Annotated in this window: 16 protein-coding genes; 11 read left to right on the top strand and 5 right to left on the bottom strand. The window is 66.5% G+C overall.

Annotation, left to right across the window (positions count from 1 at the left end):
- Positions 1–66: 66 nt before the first annotated feature.
- On the top strand, positions 67–243 hold the full coding sequence (locus tag ACU0DV_RS22620) for a hypothetical protein (protein ID WP_198521788.1): 177 nt from the start codon (positions 67–69) through the stop codon (positions 241–243).
- Positions 221–868 carry a DUF1638 domain-containing protein gene (locus tag ACU0DV_RS22615; RefSeq protein ID WP_446242999.1) on the top strand — a complete coding sequence of 216 codons (648 nt, stop codon included), beginning with the start codon at positions 221–223 and terminating at the stop codon, positions 866–868. Before ACU0DV_RS22620 ends, ACU0DV_RS22615 begins: the two co-directional genes overlap by 23 nt.
- A gap of 18 nt (positions 869–886) precedes the next feature.
- Here the strand turns inward: ACU0DV_RS22615 and ACU0DV_RS22610 are convergent, their stop codons facing one another.
- Positions 887–2,317: a divergent polysaccharide deacetylase family protein gene (locus tag ACU0DV_RS22610; protein ID WP_446242998.1), complete on the bottom strand. Its 1,431-nt coding sequence runs from the start codon at positions 2,315–2,317 to the stop codon at positions 887–889.
- 190 nt (positions 2,318–2,507) lie between these two features.
- On the opposite strand from ACU0DV_RS22610, the gene ACU0DV_RS22605 reads away from it, so the two are divergent.
- The 7 genes from ACU0DV_RS22605 to lexA all read left to right on the top strand — a co-directional run bounded on the left by ACU0DV_RS22605 (position 2,508) and on the right by lexA (position 8,013).
- The gene (locus ACU0DV_RS22605; RefSeq protein ID WP_283983175.1) at positions 2,508–3,089 is read left to right on the top strand and encodes an anthranilate synthase component II; all 582 of its coding nucleotides are present in this window, start codon (positions 2,508–2,510) and stop codon (positions 3,087–3,089) included.
- Positions 3,086–4,105: an anthranilate phosphoribosyltransferase gene (gene trpD, locus ACU0DV_RS22600; protein WP_446242997.1), complete on the top strand. Its 1,020-nt coding sequence runs from the start codon at positions 3,086–3,088 to the stop codon at positions 4,103–4,105. Before ACU0DV_RS22605 ends, trpD begins: the two co-directional genes overlap by 4 nt.
- Complete coding sequence (locus tag ACU0DV_RS22595; protein ID WP_446242996.1) at positions 4,102–4,746, top strand: uracil-DNA glycosylase; 645 nt, start codon at positions 4,102–4,104, stop codon at positions 4,744–4,746. Before trpD ends, ACU0DV_RS22595 begins: the two co-directional genes overlap by 4 nt.
- Positions 4,743–5,546 carry an indole-3-glycerol phosphate synthase TrpC gene (gene trpC, locus ACU0DV_RS22590; protein WP_446242995.1) on the top strand — a complete coding sequence of 268 codons (804 nt, stop codon included), beginning with the start codon at positions 4,743–4,745 and terminating at the stop codon, positions 5,544–5,546. The genes ACU0DV_RS22595 and trpC overlap by 4 nt, the downstream gene beginning before the upstream one ends.
- Before the next feature lie 8 nt (positions 5,547–5,554).
- On the top strand, positions 5,555–6,031 hold the full coding sequence (gene moaC, locus ACU0DV_RS22585) for a cyclic pyranopterin monophosphate synthase MoaC (RefSeq protein WP_446242994.1): 477 nt from the start codon (positions 5,555–5,557) through the stop codon (positions 6,029–6,031).
- Positions 6,028–7,197 (top strand): molybdopterin molybdotransferase MoeA, encoded by a 1,170-nt coding sequence (locus tag ACU0DV_RS22580; protein WP_446242993.1) that lies wholly within the window; start codon positions 6,028–6,030, stop codon positions 7,195–7,197. The genes moaC and ACU0DV_RS22580 overlap by 4 nt, the downstream gene beginning before the upstream one ends.
- A gap of 120 nt (positions 7,198–7,317) precedes the next feature.
- On the top strand, positions 7,318–8,013 hold the full coding sequence (gene lexA / locus ACU0DV_RS22575; protein ID WP_446242992.1) for a transcriptional repressor LexA: 696 nt from the start codon (positions 7,318–7,320) through the stop codon (positions 8,011–8,013).
- Here lexA and ACU0DV_RS22570 read toward each other — a convergent pair.
- Positions 8,007–10,097 carry a ComEC/Rec2 family competence protein gene (locus tag ACU0DV_RS22570; protein WP_446242991.1) on the bottom strand — a complete coding sequence of 697 codons (2,091 nt, stop codon included), beginning with the start codon at positions 10,095–10,097 and terminating at the stop codon, positions 8,007–8,009. The genes lexA and ACU0DV_RS22570 overlap by 7 nt on opposite strands.
- A gap of 93 nt (positions 10,098–10,190) precedes the next feature.
- On the opposite strand from ACU0DV_RS22570, the gene gltX reads away from it, so the two are divergent.
- A complete protein-coding gene (gltX, locus tag ACU0DV_RS22565; RefSeq protein WP_446242990.1) occupies positions 10,191–11,612 on the top strand; it encodes a glutamate--tRNA ligase in 1,422 nt (473 codons plus the stop codon).
- A gap of 83 nt (positions 11,613–11,695) precedes the next feature.
- Positions 11,696–12,991, top strand: a complete 1,296-nt coding sequence (gene gltA, locus ACU0DV_RS22560) for a citrate synthase (RefSeq protein WP_100930773.1) — start codon at positions 11,696–11,698, stop codon at positions 12,989–12,991.
- Between the two features lie 87 nt (positions 12,992–13,078).
- On the opposite strand, the gene ACU0DV_RS22555 is transcribed toward gltA, so the two are convergent.
- From ACU0DV_RS22555 to ACU0DV_RS22545, 3 genes are all read right to left on the bottom strand, one after another.
- Positions 13,079–13,855, bottom strand: a complete 777-nt coding sequence (locus ACU0DV_RS22555) for an enoyl-CoA hydratase-related protein (protein ID WP_446242989.1) — start codon at positions 13,853–13,855, stop codon at positions 13,079–13,081.
- A gap of 257 nt (positions 13,856–14,112) precedes the next feature.
- On the bottom strand, positions 14,113–14,565 hold the full coding sequence (locus tag ACU0DV_RS22550) for a cytochrome c-type biogenesis protein (RefSeq protein WP_446243060.1): 453 nt from the start codon (positions 14,563–14,565) through the stop codon (positions 14,113–14,115).
- 38 nt (positions 14,566–14,603) lie between these two features.
- A complete protein-coding gene (locus ACU0DV_RS22545; protein WP_100930776.1) occupies positions 14,604–16,571 on the bottom strand; it encodes a heme lyase CcmF/NrfE family subunit in 1,968 nt (655 codons plus the stop codon).
- Between the last annotated feature and the right edge of the window lie 35 nt (positions 16,572–16,606).

The raw sequence follows: 16,606 nt of genomic DNA, 5'->3' as shown, positions 1-16,606 counted from the left end.
CGTTGACAAGATTACTGTTTTACTCCTGCCAGCTTTGCCTCATATTGGGGGAGAGAGGAGATCGGAATGCCAGTGACATCCTTCGCCATGATTGTCTGTTCCGCGATCTGCGCGGCGGTACTTGCGCTTTGGGCCTTGTCGAGCTGGGGCATCCTGCCCGTCGTACCGATCCTTCTTGTCCTCGTCCTCATCGCCCGCTGGGCGATGGCGCCCGTCCCTTATGACGACAGCACCTCTTCCTGACGACTCGACGCTGACCAGCGACGGGATGCTCCCTTCGGGCGAAGGGCGTGTCCTCCTGATTGCCTGCGGCGCGCTCGCCCGGGAGATCCTTGCGCTGAAACGGCTGAACGGGTGGGACCATATCGACCTCACCTGCCTGCCCGCCATCCTGCACAACGCCCCCGACCGCATCACCGACGCGGTGCGCGACGCGGTGGCCCGTCATGGCAAGGGCTATGACCGTATCGCCGTCGTCTACGCCGATTGCGGCACGGGCGGGCATCTGCAGGCCGCCTGCGCCGACCTCGGGGTAGAGATGATGGCCGGGCCGCACTGCTACGCCTTCTTCGACGGGCTCGACCGTTTCGCGCAGCGGGACGAGATCACCGCCTTCTACCTGACCGACTTCCTCGCCCGGCAGTTCGATGCCTTCGTCTGGAAGCCGCTCGGCCTCGACCGGCATCCGGAGCTTCTGCCGATGTACTTCGGTCATTACGAGACGCTGGTTTATCTCGCCCAGACCGACGACCCCGCGCTGACCGCACGGGCACAAGCCTGCGCCGACCGGCTTGGCCTCGCCTTCGAACGGCGCTTTACCGGATACGGAGAGCTGGCCGCGACACTGGAGCAGTGGGCCGCCGCCTGAGGCCGTCGCGATGGCGCGTCACTCGGCAGGTGCCAGCGATTCTTTCAGCACGGTCGAGATCGGCACCAGCTCAATGGTGTTGCCCCGGTCCTGCAGTCCCCAGAGCAGCAGCGCAGAGATCGTGTCCGCCCTGAGCCGCCCCAGCATGACCACCGCGCCTTCCTGCCGCGCCCGGAACGCCGCCTGGTCAAGCGTCCGCCTGATCAGGCCCTGATCCTGCCCGTCGCCATCGAGGTCCCGGAACAGCGTCGCCGAGGGCACGCCCTCCTTCGCCGCCAGCTTCTGCGCCGTGTTCAGACCTTTCGGCACCATGACAAGCCCATGACCCGTCGAGCCGAGGAAGGCCGCCGCCTGCATCGACACTTCCCGGCTGTCCTGCAGGCCCCCCGACGGATCTTCCAGCACGCCCACGGCTTCGGGAATCGTATCGAAGAGGCCGGTCAGGCTCACCTCGACATCCGACGCCACGGCACCTTCGGGCATGTCCGCCAGCGCCAGCACCTCGAACCCGCGCTCCCGGTATCCCTCGGCCGCGCCCGTGGGATCGGGGTGCGCGGGCGAGATCGCGAAGCTGACCGGAAAGGGGAAGGTTTCCAGTTCCTTCGGTCCCATCGGGCCGGACCCGTCGTCAATCAGGATCAGGGCCATGCGCGGCACATCGGCCTGAGGGGTGAAAGGCGACGCGAACCTGATCAGCGGACTGTCCGCGCCAAGCGGATCGTCAACGGTTTCTGGCGCTTCGGGTTCTTCGGTCACCGGCGGCGCGTCGGCCTCGGCCCCGATGGTGGGCAGGCGTCCTTCGGCCACGGCAGGTGCCCGATCAGCCAAGGAGCCCGCGGGCGTCCCGATGGAGGGCCTGTCGGATGCGTCTTCCGGATCCTCGGAGGCCAGCTCCGGCGCCTCCTCCGGTTCCAGCGTGACCGGCGCAGGGACCTCGGTCATGTCGGTTTCGACCGGCGGCGGCGCGTCTTCGGCAACTTCCGGCTCGTCCTCCGCCGCAGGTTCCGGCGGTGTGGCGACAGCAGCCGGGGGCGCGACGGGCGCTTCCCCTGTCACCGTGACCTGGGTGTCCGGTTCCGGCTCGACAGGAGGCCGGGGCGCATCGGGGCTTTCGCCAACATCCGGCGCGGGCGCGGCATCGGGCGCCTCGTCAACGGAGTCGGTCGTTTCAAGCACGGAAGCCGGCGCTTCAGGCACGATGGCAGGCACTTCGGGGGCGCTTTCCTCTGCCGGAACGACAGCGACAACATCTTCTTCGGCTGGAACGTCGGGCGACGGCATGTCCCCGGCATCCGTCACCGGTGCCGCGATGGTCTGGGACGGCGACGGCGTCGGCAAGACCCGTGCCCGGACATCCTCCGGGACGCCCGTGGCCAGCGACAATACCCCAGCTCCAAGGCCGGAGACGACGATGCCCGCCACCGCTCCTGCCAGAAATCCCCGTGCCATGCGCCCGTACTCCCCTCGCTGCCCCGTTCACCTGCGGTCCTGCCGCTCACGCGTCGTGTCACGGATGCATTCTGCGGCACCCGTTGCCCCATGCCCATACCGTGGCCTCAAGCCCTTGACGCCGCAAGACCCTCCTGCGCATTTATACCGCGACCGAAGTGCCGCCCGCCACCCCCAGAAAGGCCGCGAAATGTTGCTCCTGATCGACAATTACGACAGTTTCACCTACAACCTCGTGCACTACCTCGGCGAACTGGGCGCCGATGTGCAGGTCTGGCGAAACGACGCGATCGACGTGCAGCAGGCCATCGCGATGAACCCCGCGGGCATCGTCCTCAGCCCCGGCCCCGGCACGCCCTCGCAATCCGGCATTTGTTGCGCACTGACCGAGGCGGCCGCCGAAACCGGCACGCCGCTGTTCGGCGTGTGCCTCGGACACCAGACCATCGGACAGGTCTTCGGCGGTATCGTGCAGAGACATACCGAAATCGTGCACGGAAAGATGGGCGAGATCCATCACAAGGGCGAAAGCGTCTTCGCGGGACTGCCCTCTCCGCTGCAGGCCACCCGCTACCATTCGCTTGTGGTCGACCGGGAAAGCCTGCCGTCGTGCCTCAAGGTGACGGCAGAACTGTCCGACGGCACGATCATGGGGCTGGCGCATGAAAGCCTGCCGATCCACGGCGTGCAGTTTCACCCCGAAAGCATCGCGTCGGAGCACGGTCACGCCATGCTCCGAAACTTCCTCGACGTCCTGAAGGTGCCGGCATGAGCGACGATCTCAGACCGCTGATCGGGGCCTCCGCCGACCGTGCCCTGACCCGCGACGAGGCGGAGCGCGCCTTCAGCATCCTGTTCAACGGTGAAGCCACTCCGGCGCAGATCGGCGGGCTTCTGATGGCGATGCGCACGCGGGGCGAGACGGTGGACGAATACGCCGCCGCCGCCGCGGTGATGCGGGCGAAATGCAACAAGGTCCGCGCGCCGGAGGGGGCGATGGACATCGTGGGCACCGGCGGCGACGGCAAGGGCACGCTCAACATCTCGACCGCGACCGCCTTTGTCGTGGCCGGGGCCGGCGTGACCGTGGCCAAGCACGGCAACCGCAACCTGTCCTCGAAATCCGGCGCGGCGGACGCACTGTCCCAGCTCGGGATCAACGTGATGCTGCCCGCCGACCGTGTCGAGAAGGCGCTGGAAGACGTCGGCATCTGCTTCATGATGGCGCCGATGCACCATCCGGCCATGGCGCATGTCGGCCCGGTCCGGGCTGAGCTCGGTACGCGGACAATCTTCAACATCCTGGGGCCCCTTACGAATCCTGCGGGCGTGAAACGGCAGCTGACCGGGGCCTTCACCCGTGACCTGATCCGCCCGATGGCAGAAGTCCTCGGTAAGCTCGGGTCAGAGCGGGCATGGCTGGTGCACGGTTCGGACGGCACCGACGAACTGACCATCACGGGCGTGTCGTGGGTGGCCTCTCTGGAAGAGGACGGCAGCATCCGGGAAGTGGAGTTGCACCCCGAAGACGCAGGCCTGCCCGAGCATCCGTTCGAAGCAATCATCGGCGGCACCCCGGAACAGAACGCCAAGGCCATGGCGGCGCTGCTGGACGGCGTGTCTTCGGCCTACCGCGATGCGGTCCTGCTGAACGCCGCCGCTGCGCTGACCATCGCCGGCCGGGCCGCCGACCTGCGCGAAGGCGTAGCCCAAGCGGCCGAAAGCATCGATTCAGGCGCGGCGAAAGCGAAGGTCGCAGCTCTGACGGCGGCCACTCAGGCGGCATGACCCCGCCCGAGAGCTGGAGCCATCTGCCGTTTTTCGTGCAAGATCTGCCTCGTATCGCGGCGGATCTTGCCGGAAAGTCCGATATTCTGCCCCACGACGCCCAACGCTTCGCGGCGCTGGAGGCCTGTGCGCCCGACGAGGTGAAGGTGGTGATCCTGGGACAGGATCCCTACCCCACGCCGGGTCACGCCCATGGGTTCGCGTTTTCGGTCGCGCCGGATGTCGCCCTGCCGAGGTCGTTGAACAACATCTACAAGGAAATGACCGACGATCTCGGGTCCTGTCCGGCCAACGGCGATCTGCGGTTCTGGGCGGACCAAGGCGTGCTCTTGCTGAACACCGCGCTGACCGTGCCGGCCGGCCAGGCGGGCGGACATGCAAGGCTCGGATGGTCCGAACTGACGCGGCAAGTGCTGCATACCCTGTCCGACAGGCCGCGCGCCTTCCTGCTCTGGGGCAAACACGCGCAGGGGTTCGCCCGCGACATTCGAGGCGAAGGGCATCTCGTTCTGCAGACCGCACACCCCTCGCCCCTGTCCGCCCGTCGCGGCTTTTTCGGCTCGCGGCCCTTTTCCCGCATCAACGACTGGCTTAAGACGCAAGGCGCCGCACCTATCAACTGGACCGGAGAGGCGCCATGACCCAGACGATCCTCGACAAGATCAAGGCCTACAAGCTGGAAGAGGTCGCCGCCGACAAGCGCGCCAAACCGCTGTCCGAGGTGGAGGCCGAAGCACGCGACGCGTCGCCCGTCCGACCCTTTGCCAAGGCGTTGTACCTGGCCGCCAAAACCGGCTACGGCCTGATCGCAGAGGTGAAGAAAGCCAGCCCCTCCAAGGGTTTGATCCGCGCCGACTTCGACCCGGCGCGCCTGGCCCAGGCTTATGAAGCCGGGGGCGCCACCTGCCTGTCCGTGCTGACTGACACGCCGTCCTTCCAGGGCGCGAAGGAATTTCTTGTCGACGCCCGCGCGGCCACCACCCTGCCCGCCTTGCGCAAGGATTTCATGTACGACACCTACCAGGTGGCCGAGGCGCGCGCGCTTGGCGCGGACTGCATCCTGATCATCATGGCCTCCGTATCTGACGCGCAGGCCGCCGAGCTCGAGGATGCCGCGAACGCCTGGGGCATGGATGCCCTGATCGAAGTTCACGACGGTGACGAACTCGACCGCGCGCTGGCCCTGAAATCGCCGCTGATCGGGGTGAACAATCGCAACCTCAAGACTTTCGAGACGACGCTGGACACCACGCGAACCCTGTCGAAGCGCGTCCCCGAAGGCCGCTTCCTGATCTCCGAATCCGGGCTCAACACGCCCGCCGATCTGGCGGACATGGCCGGCTATGGCGCCCGCGCCTTCCTGATCGGAGAAAGCCTCATGCGACAGGAAAACGTGCAGGAAGCGACCGAAACCTTGCTGAAAAACCCCGTCCCGGCCTGAGAGTGACCATGAGCGACCTGACGCATTTCGACGACCGCGGCGCAGCCCACATGGTGGATGTCTCCGACAAGGCGGTGACCGCCCGCGTCGCCACAGCCGAAGGCTGGGTCCGCATGGCGCCGGAGACATTCGCTCTCATCACCGAAGGCAACGCCAAGAAGGGCGACGTGATCGGTGTTGCACGACTGGCCGGGATCATGGGCGCGAAGAAGACGCCAGAGCTGATCCCGCTGTGTCATCCCCTGCCCGTGACAAAGGTGTCCGTCGATCTGGAACCCGATGCCGACCTGCCCGGTCTGCGCATCACCGCGACGGTCAAGACCACCGGGCAGACCGGGGTTGAGATGGAGGCGCTCACCGCAGTCTCGACCGCAGCGTTGACCGTCTACGACATGGTGAAAGCCGTGGACAAGGCGATGCAGATCGGCGGCATCCGTGTCGTCCTGAAAGATGGCGGGAAATCAGGGCGTTACGAAGCGACATGATCTCGGTAGCGGAAGCCCTCGCGCAGCTCTTCTCGCTCGTGCGGCCGATGGAGATCGAAGAGGTCCCGTTGGTGTCCGCATCGGGCCGGACGCTGGCCCGCGCGGTTTCCGCAAGACGCAGTCAGCCGCCCTTTCCATCCTCGGCCATGGACGGCTATGCGGTGACCGACGCTGCGCCCGGCATGACATTGAACGTGATCGGCGAAAGCGCTGCGGGACACCGTTTCGACGGCACAGTGGCGGCGGGCCAGGCCGTGCGCATCTTCACCGGCGCCCCCGTCCCGGACGGTGCGACCCGAGTTGTGATCCAGGAGGACGTGACGCGCGACGGTGACCGCATCACGCTTGGCGACCGGCTGAACGAAGGCACCAATATCCGGCCTGCGGGCACCGACTTTGCGGAAAACACCCGTTTCGATGCACCGAAGACCCTTAGTCCGTTCGACATCGCACTCCTTGCCTCCATGAATGTCGACCGGGTGCCCGTCGCGCGAAAACCGCAGGTTGCCCTGATCTCCACCGGGGATGAGCTGGTGATGCCGGGCGAGACGCCGGGACCAGACCAGATCATCGTGTCGAACACCTTCGGCCTGCATGCCTTGCTGAGCGCTCACGGGGCCGCGCCTCGCATCCTGCCCATCGCGCGGGACGACAGGGCCTCTCTCCGGCACGCCTTCTCGCTGATCGACGACGCCGATCTGGTCATCACCATCGGCGGCGCGTCCGTCGGCGACCACGACCTTGTCGCCCCGGTGGCCGAGGAGCTGGGGATGGAGCGCGCCTTCCACAAGGTGGCGATGCGGCCCGGCAAACCGCTGATGTCCGGCCGGCTTGGCGAGACGATGATGATCGGTCTGCCCGGCAATCCGGTCTCGGCAATGGTTTGCGGACAGGTCTTCGTGCTGCCGGTGATCCGTGCCATGCTGGGCCTTCCCGCGCAGGCGGCCCCCCGCCGCTCTGCTCCGCTAGCCGAACCGCTGCCCGCGAATGGCGGTCGCGAGCACTACATGCGGGCCGTTCTGGACGAAGACGGGTTGCGGGCGGAGACACGTCAGGACTCCAGCCTGCTGAGCGTTCTGAGCGGTGCCAATGCCCTGCTGGTGCGCCCCGTGGATGACCCCGCCCGCGAGGTGGGGGAGCGTGTGGATTACCTTCCGCTTACCTGACAGCAGGTCCCTCCGGCCCCAAAACCGTTGACACAAAACGGGAACATGCGTAGAACAAAAGTTAACGCAGCCTGCAAACGTTGGCTTGCGACGCAACAGACCGGGTATGGGGGCGCGAGCATGTTGACCAAGAAACAACTGGACCTGCTGGATTTCATCAACAAGCGGATGACGCGTGACGGCGTGCCGCCCAGCTTCGACGAGATGAAGGATGCGCTCGACCTGCGGTCCAAGTCCGGCATCCACCGGCTGATCACCGCACTGGAAGAGCGCGGCTTCATCCGCCGCCTTGCCCACCGTGCGCGCGCCATCGAGATCGTCAAGCTGCCCGAGAGCCTCGGTGGTGCGCCGGCGGGCTTCTCTCCGCGCGTGATCGAGGGCGACCGCCCCGACAGCACGCCGGGCCGCGCGTCCGAGGTCAACACGCTGGACGTGACCGAACTGCCGATCATGGGCCGCATCGCGGCCGGTGTGCCCATCGAGTCGATCAACGATGAACCGCCGGGCATCGCCGTGCCGGGCATGATGCTGCAGGGTCAGGGCCGCCACTACGCGCTTGAGGTGCGTGGCGACTCGATGATCGACGCGGGCATCAACGACGGCGACGTGGTTGTGATCCGAGAAACCGGCGATGCGGCGGATGGCGACATCGTCGTTGCCCAGATCGAAGGCTACGAGGCGACGCTGAAACGCTTCCGCCGGAAGGGTGATATGATCGTTCTCGAAGCGGCCAATCCGGCGTATGAGCCGCGCGTGCTGCCCCGGGGAGCGGTCAGCGTGCAAGGCCGTCTGGTCGGACTGATCCGAACCTACTGAGCTGACGGGAAACGGAAAAGCGCCAGCCTGGGCCGCGCAGGGCTGGCGCCAAGCCACAGGCGTTGCCCGGCGCGCTCCCTCGCCGTCTCCACCCGCAATCCGTCCGACGTGCTCCAAAGCGCGACGGACCCGGTAACACCGAGCATGACAGGATCGAAGACGCGGCATTCGCCGGTGATGGCGATCTCGACGCTGCTGACGACAATCTGGCCGGCCTCGCAGCCGGTCAGCAATTCGGCCGCGCGTTTGCCCTGAACGTGGATCATCGGGCCGACATCGCTCGCCGCTTCTGCCAGCCTATTGGCGACCGCACCCGGCCACCGCTGCGCCGCATCCGCCTGCGTGCCACCGCGTCCGTCGTTCTCTAGCCAGTTGTCAGCGATGAAGCCCGCCCCCTGATCGCGCGACAGGCCCCGGCCCTCAACCGTCATGACACCGACCAGCGTGCCGTTGTCGGCGATCAGCACATCCGGCCTCTGGGTTTGGGACCAGAGCGCGACGGCCACCGCCATGGGGATCAGCCCGGCGAGCCGCGCCCGCCCCCGCCACAGGCAGAGGAACAGCCCGCCCGCCGCGATCATCGGCAGAACCGCCGGGCCGGGCGCCACGACAGGGCGCACCGATCCGGGCCAGTCCGCGACGACACGCGCGACCCCGAGGATCCAGTCCAGCCCAAGCGCCATGACATGCAACGCCAACCAGTCCAGACCGAACGGCATCAGCAGCCCCGCGACCACGCCCAGTGGCACGACGGCCACGCCCATCACCGGCACCGACACGAGGTTCGCCAGCAGTCCGTAGACCGACGCCTGGTTGAAATGCGCCATGCCGACCGGTGCCGTCGCCGCGCCCGCGACGGCGGACGAGACGATGACGGACAGCACCGGGCCCAGCCAGCCGGGCCATTTCCTGCCCGCGCGCGCCGCGCTCAGCCGTTCGAAGACCGCAACCAGCGCCGTCGTCGCGGCAAAGGACATCTGGAAACCCGGCCCCAGCAACGCCTCGGGCTGCAGGATCAGCACCACCAGCGCCGCGATGGCGACGGAGCGCAGCGATAATGCCCGCCGGTCCAGCAGCAGCGCGGTCAGTGCGGCGGCCACCATGATGAAGGCGCGCTCGGTCGCGACATTGCCGCCCGAGAGCGCGAGGTAGGCCGCCGCAGCCACAAGCGCACCGACAGCAGCGATCTTCTTGACGGGCCAGTGGTGGCGCGCGCGGGGCACCAGCAACAGCACGAGGCGCAGTGTGCCAAAGACGAAGCCCGCCAGCAGCCCCATGTGCAGCCCGGAAATAGCCAGCAGATGTGCGAGGTTGGTGTCCCGCAGGTCCTGCAGCGTCTCCTTTCCCATGCCCGCACGATCCCCGGTCATGATCGCGGCGGCAAAGGCGCCGGTCTCCCCCTCCAGAACGGATTGCACATGCGCCGACAGCGCCATGCGCGCCCGGGTGATGGGCAGGCCGGAGTGCAGCCCTTCGGGTGGCGGTTCCAGCATCAGGACCGGCGTGCGCGTGTAACCCACGGCTCCGATCTGCTGAAACCAGGCATGGCGGCGGAAATCGAAGCCACCGGGCTCCACCGCGCCGCCGGGCGCACCGAGATGACCGGTCAGGATCACCGTCATGCCGGGCAGCGGATCCAGCGGTTGCAGGTCGCCATGCAGGGACACCCGGACATGGCGCGGCACGTCACCGGGGTCCATCCGCTCCAGCACCACCTGGTCCAGCGTCAGGCGCATGGCGTCGGAGGCGGAGCGGTCGATCTCCACCACGCGGCCTTGGATGGCGCCGTAGTAACGGAAGTCGATTACCGGGCCGGCAACAGCATGGGCGCGCAGCCAGGCGAGGCCGAATCCCACACAGATCAGCCCAAAGGCCGCCAGCAGCGGGCCGGCCACCTCGCCCCTTGCGTGCAGCACGATCAGCCCGCCCGGCAGGAACGCCAGCCACAACATGAGGACCGGCGGTTCCCACTTGATCTGGAAGTAGAGGCCGATCCCACAGCCCAGCATGACCGGCACCCATGGAAAGAGGCAGCCGCGCTGCGCCCCCATCGCTTCGGCGAACCGGCGGAAAAACCACGTCATCGGCAGGCAGACCCCTGCTTGCCCCGGCACCGGGGGCCGGGTTAGGTACGCGCAAACTCTATTCCCGCCATCCTTAGGATAAGGTTAACCAAGATGTCCGCCGCTCCGTCCCGGGTCGTCACCCGCTTTGCCCCTTCGCCCACCGGTTTCCTTCACATCGGTGGAGCGCGCACGGCCCTGTTCAACTGGCTCTACGCGCGTGGGCGGGACGGTTTGTTCCTGCTGCGGATCGAGGACACGGACCGCGCCCGCTCCACCCCCGAGGCGACGGAGGCAATCCTGAAGGGGCTGGCCTGGCTCGGCCTCGACCACGACGGCGAGCTCATCAGCCAGTTCGAGCGCGCCGACCGCCACGCCGAGGTCGCGCATGAGCTGCTGGCGAAAGGCGCGGCCTACAAGTGCTTCTCCACGCAGGAAGAGATCGAGGCCTTCCGCGAGGCCGCCCGCGCCGAAGGACGCTCCACCCTGTTCCAGAGCCCGTGGCGCGACGCCGATCCCGCCACGCACCCGGATCTCCCCTATGTCGTCCGCCTGAAGACCCCGCAGGAGGGTGAGACCGTGATCCGCGACGAGGTGCAGGGCACGGTGAAGATCCGCAACGACCAGCTCGACGACATGGTGCTGCTGCGGTCCGACGGCACGCCGGTCTACATGCTGGCGGTAGTGGTCGACGATCACGACATGGGCGTGACCCACGTGATCCGCGGCGACGACCACCTCAACAACGCCGCGCGCCAGATGGGCATCTACACCGCGATGGGATGGGACCTGCCCGTCTATGCGCACATCCCGCTGATCCACGGACCGGACGGCAAGAAGCTCTCGAAGCGGCACGGCGCGCTTGGCGCGGACGAATACCAGAAGATGGGCTACCCGGCCGCAGGTATGCGCAATTACCTCGCCCGGCTCGGTTGGAGCCACGGCGACGACGAATTCTTTACCGACGATCAGGCAAAAGAATGGTTCGATCTGAATGGAATCGGCAAGTCGCCTGCACGTTTCGACTTCAAGAAACTCGAAAACCTGTGCGGTCAGCATATCGCCGTCGCGGAGGATGCCGCGTTGCTGCAAGAAATCGAGGCTTTCCTCGACGCAACCGGGCGTGAACCGCTGTCCACGGAACAGCACGACGGCCTGCTGCGCGGCATGTACAGCCTGAAAGAGCGCGCAAAGTCCTTCCCGGAACTTCTTGAAAAAGCGGAATTTATCCTTGCATCCCGGCCCATTTCGCCGGACGAGAAGGCAGAGAAGGCGCTCGACACGGTATCCCGTGGTATACTGGGCAAGTTGACGCCGCACTTGCAAAATGCTAGCTGGACGCGAGATGAATTGGAGGCGGAGATGAACCGCTTCTGCGAAGAACAAGGGACCAAGTTCGGCAAGCTTGCAGCGCCGCTTCGCGCGGCCTTGGCGGGCCGGTCCGTGACTCCTTCGGTCTTCGACATGATGCTGGTCCTGGGACAGGAGGAGAGCCTCGCCCGTCTTCAGGACCAGGCGGCCGACGGGGGCGCGTAACGCGCACCTCGGCCATGTGAGACCTACCCGGTCGGGCCGTCCGATGCGGCCCGGCTCCACCATTTAAGGCAAGGATGACAAGCATGGCTGACGCCCAGAAGACTGCGACTCTGACCCTGGAGGGCAAGAGCTACGAGTTGCCCGTCCACTCCCCGACCGCCGGCCCCGATGTCATCGACATCCGCAAGCTCTACGGTCAGGCCGGTGTGTTCACCTACGATCCGGGTTTCACTTCCACCGCTTCCTGCGATTCCACCATCACCTTCATCGACGGTGAGAAGGGCGAATTGCTGCACCGCGGCTATCCCATCGACCAGCTCGCCAGCAAGTCGCACTACCTCGAAGTCTGCTTCCTGCTGCTCTACGGCTACCTGCCGAAGGCCGAGGAGCTGGAGCATTTCGAAAGCACCATCACCCGCCACACGATGCTGCACGAGCAGATGCAGTACTTCTTCCGCGGCTTCCGCCGTGACGCGCACCCGATGGCGGTCATGGTGGGCGTGGTCGGTGCCATGGCGGCCTTCTACCACGACTCGACCGACATCAACGACGAGCGGGAGCGCGAGATCGCCTCGCACCGCCTGATCGCCAAGATGCCGACCATCGCGGCTTGGGCCTACAAGTACTCGATCGGCCAGCCCTTCGTGTACCCGCGCAACGACCTCGATTACGCGGCGAACTTCCTGCACATGTGTTTCTCCGTCCCGGCGGAACGCTATGACGTCGACCCGATCCTGTCGCGCGCGATGGACCGGATCTTCACGCTGCACGCCGACCACGAACAGAACGCCTCCACCTCCACGGTGCGCCTGGCGTCCTCGTCCGGGGCCAACCCCTTCGCCTGCATCGCCGCCGGTGTGGCCTGCCTCTGGGGTCCGGCCCACGGTGGCGCCAACCAGGCCTGCCTCGAGATGCTCAAGGAAATCGGCAGCCCGGAGAAGATCCCGGAATACATCGCCCGCGCCAAGGACAAGAGCGACCCGTTCCGCCTGATGGGCTTCGGCCACCGCGTCTACAAGAACTTCGACCCGCGCGCGACGGTGATGAAGCAGTCCGCCGACGAGGTGCTGGACCTGCTGGGCGTGGAGAACAACCCGATCCTCGCCACCGCGAAGGAGCTCGAACAGCAGGCGCTGGCCGACCCCTACTTCGCCGAGAAGAAGCTGTTCCCCAACGTCGACTTCTATTCGGGCATCATTCTCGAGGCGATGGGCTTCCCGACCTCCATGTTCACCCCGATCTTCGCGCTGTCGCGCACCGTCGGCTGGGTGTCCCAGTGGAAGGAAATGCTGGCCGATCCGCAGAACAAGATCGGCCGTCCGCGTCAGCTCTACCTCGGCGAAACCGCACGCGACTACGTCGATATCGAGAACCGCTGACATCGGTCAGATCAACAAGAAACCCCCGGAGCCTGCGCTCCGGGGGTTTTGCTTTGCAGTCGTCAGCGTGCCGTCAGGCCGCCCGGATCAGCGCCCTTCGTAGACCGCGGGCCGCTTCTCCATGAAGGCCACGACACCTTCCTTGAAGTCCCGCGTCTTGCCGCATTCCCCCTGCAGGCGCGACTCGACCGCAAGCTGCTCTTCCAGCGTGTTGTCCGTGGCGGCATAGAGCGCCTGCTTGACCCGCGCATAGGCCGCCGTCGGCCCCTTGGCGAGCGCTGCGGCACGTTGGGCCACGTGGTCGCGGAACGCGTCGTCCGGCACGGCCTCCCAGATCATGCCCCATTGGTCGGCCTGCGTGGCGGTCACCTTCTCGGCGAACAGCGCGGCGCCCATGGCCTTGGCCAGACCGATCTGGCGCGGCAGGAACCACGTCCCCCCCGCATCCGGAATCAATCCGATCTTGGTGAAGGCCTGCATGAAGAAGGCGGACTCGGTGGCGATCACAACGTCGGCGGCCAGCGCGAGGTTGGCCCCTGCCCCCGCCGCCGCGCCGTTCACCGCGCAGATCGTCGGCACCGGGCAGTCGTAGATCGACTTCAGCATCGGCACGTATTCGTCGCGCAGCACCCGTTCCAGATCGAGGTTGGCTGCCGTCTCCCGGTCGCCGAGGTCCTGGCCAGAGCAGAACGCCCGCCCCTCGCCGGTCATCACGACCACACGCGCCTCGCGACCGCCCGCACCGAAGGCGTCGGCAATCTCGGCACGCATCTGGGTGTTGAGCGCGTTCATGACCTCGGGCCGGTTCAGCGTGATCGTCGCGATATCGTCCTGAACGGCGTAATTGATCGTTTCGTATATCATCGGGCATCTCCTCTGTCGGAGCGCATCAAACACCGGGGCGTGGGGATTGGCAAAGTGAAACGCCACGTCCCGAAGTCAGGATTTTCATGCGTGTTTGCCGCCCGGCTTGGCCTGAGCGTTGAAGGCGATGAGGACGACCGAACAGGGGCCGGTTTGATCGGATGAAGTACCCGGACAGTCCGATACCCAAGGGCGCCTGCAAACACGGCTCAGACATGGGCGTGGCACGCCCGCACTCCACGTCAGCCGCAGTTACGTCAGTTGTCCAGCAGTTCTTCCAGCCGCCGTCGCTCGTCGTCAGACAGCCCGTCCTGAACGGTTTCGGGGGCCTGCGACCGACGCCGGATATAGGCCACGCCCATCCCCATGGCGATCAGGAACATCAGAGGTCCGGCGGCCCAGAGCAGCCAGTTCCACCCGCCCGTTGTGGGCTTCAGCAGCACGAACTCGCCATAGCGGTCGACGATGAAGTCCACGGCTTCGGCATCGGTATCGCCCGCCACAAGCCGTTCGCGCACCAGCAGCCGCAGGTCCCGCGCGAGCGAGGCGTTGCTGTCGTCGATGCTTTCGTTCTGGCAGACGAGACACCGCAGACCGGCCGAAATCTCACGGGCGCGGGCCTCAAGCGCCGGATCGTCCAGGACCTCGTCCGGTTGCACCGCAAGCGCCACGCTGGCGACAAGGGCGAAGACCATGGCCAGCAGACCCAGCGGGACCGTGAGCCGCAGCTTGATGCCAGACACCACGCTCATTCTGCCGGAACGCCCTGAATGCGCGCCGTCTTGCGGGCGCCTGCCGCAACGCGGTACCGCCGGTCGCTCAGGCTCAGCAGGCCGCCGATGGCCATCAGGATGCACCCGCCCCAGATCCAGTTCGCCAGGGGCTTGATGTACGACCGCATGACCCAGCCGCCGTTGTCCTGCGGATCGCCGATCACGACGTAGACGTCACGCAGGAAACGGTAGTCGATGGCCGCTTCGGTGGTGGGCATCTGCTGCACCGGGTAGGTCCGCTTTTCGGGGAAGAGGCGCGCGACCTCGGTGCCGTCCTGCGACAGGATCACCTCGCCCGTCGTGGACATGTAGTTCGGCCCCTGCACGCGCTGCACGTCCGCCAGTTCGAGGGTGTAGGCGCCGACCTCGAAGGGCTCGCCCACCTGTGCGACACGGATGTCCTCCTGCTGCCAGGCCAGAAGGCCCGAGACGCCGAGGATCGTGATGCCAAGCCCCGCATGGGCTACGGTCTTGCCCCAGTCGGCGCGCGGCAGACGCAGAAGGCGGCTGACTTCCCGCTTCTGCCCCGTGCGGCTCCAGAGGTCCGTCAGAGCACCGGCAATGACCCATGTGCCGAGGAAGACCCCCACCGGGCCAAGCAGGGTGCGTCCGGTCTGCATCGACCAGACGAGCCCTGCCAGCGCCACGGCAAGCACGAAGGCCGGGACCAGTTGCCGCGTGACACGGCTGAGCGACCCGCGCTTCCATGCCAGCATCGAGCCCACCGGCAGGATCAGCCCCAGCACGATCATGAACGGGGTAAAGGCCATCTCGAAGAACGGCGCGCCGACCGACAGCTTCCGGCCGAATGCCATCTCCGCGACCAGCGGCCACATCGTGCCCACGAAGACCACGAAGGAAGACACCGCCAGCAGAATATTGTTCGCCACCAGCGCGGATTCCCGGCTGACGACGCCGAAGATGCCCTTCGCGTCCATGGTCGATGCGCGCGCCGCGAACAGCGTCAGCGCCCCGCCGGTAAAGAACACGAGGATGCCAAGGATGAAGACCCCGCGTTCGGGATCGTTGGCAAAGGCGTGCACGGAGGTCAGGACCCCCGACCGCACGATGAACGTCCCGATCAGCGAGAACCCGAAGGCCAGGATCGCCAGCAGCACCGTCCAGCTTTTCAGGGCCTCGCGCTTCTCGACCACGATGGCCGAATGCAGCAGCGCCGCCGCGAAGAGCCAGGGCATGAAGGAGGCGTTCTCGACCGGGTCCCAGAACCAGAATCCGCCCCAGCCCAGCTCGTAATAGGCCCACCACGATCCCAGCGCGATGCCGATGGTCAGGAAGACCCATGCGGCCAGCGTCCACGGCCTCACCCAGCGACCCCAAGCGGCATCCACGCGCCCCTCGATCAGGGCGGCGACGGCGAAGCTGAAGCAGATCGAAAGACCCACGTAGCCGAGGTAGAGGAACGGCGGATGGAAGGCGAGCCCGGGGTCCTGCAGGAGCGGGTTCAGGTCCTGCCCGTCCAAGGGCGGTATCGCCATGCGCAGGAAGGGGTTGGAGGTAAACAGGATGAAGGCGAAGAAGGCCGCGGCGATCAGCGACTGGATGGCCAGCACCCGCGCACGGAGCGTCGGCGGCAGGTTGCCCCCGAACCACGCGGCCATCGCTCCGAAGAGCGCCAGGATCAGCACCCACAGCAGCATGGAGCCCTCGTGGTTGCCCCAGACGCCGGAGAACTTGTAGAGCAGCGGCTTGGCCGAATGGCTGTTCAGCACCACGAGCCGCAGCGAGAAGTCGGACACCACGAAGGAATAGGTCAACGCTGCGAACGACCCCGCCACCAGCAGGAACTGCGCGGTCGCGGCGGGTTCGGCCACGGCCATCCATCCCGGCCACCTTCGATGCGCCCCGATCAGCGGCACGGTCGCCTGCACGAGGCTGACGAGAAAGGCGAGGATGAGGGCGAAGTGTCCGAGCTCTGCAATCATACCGCCGGTTATAGGAGGCGGGCCAAGCCGGGCCA

This window comes from Sagittula sp. (genome assembly GCF_052825245.1).
This window is presented reverse-complemented; position numbering and strand designations above follow the sequence as displayed.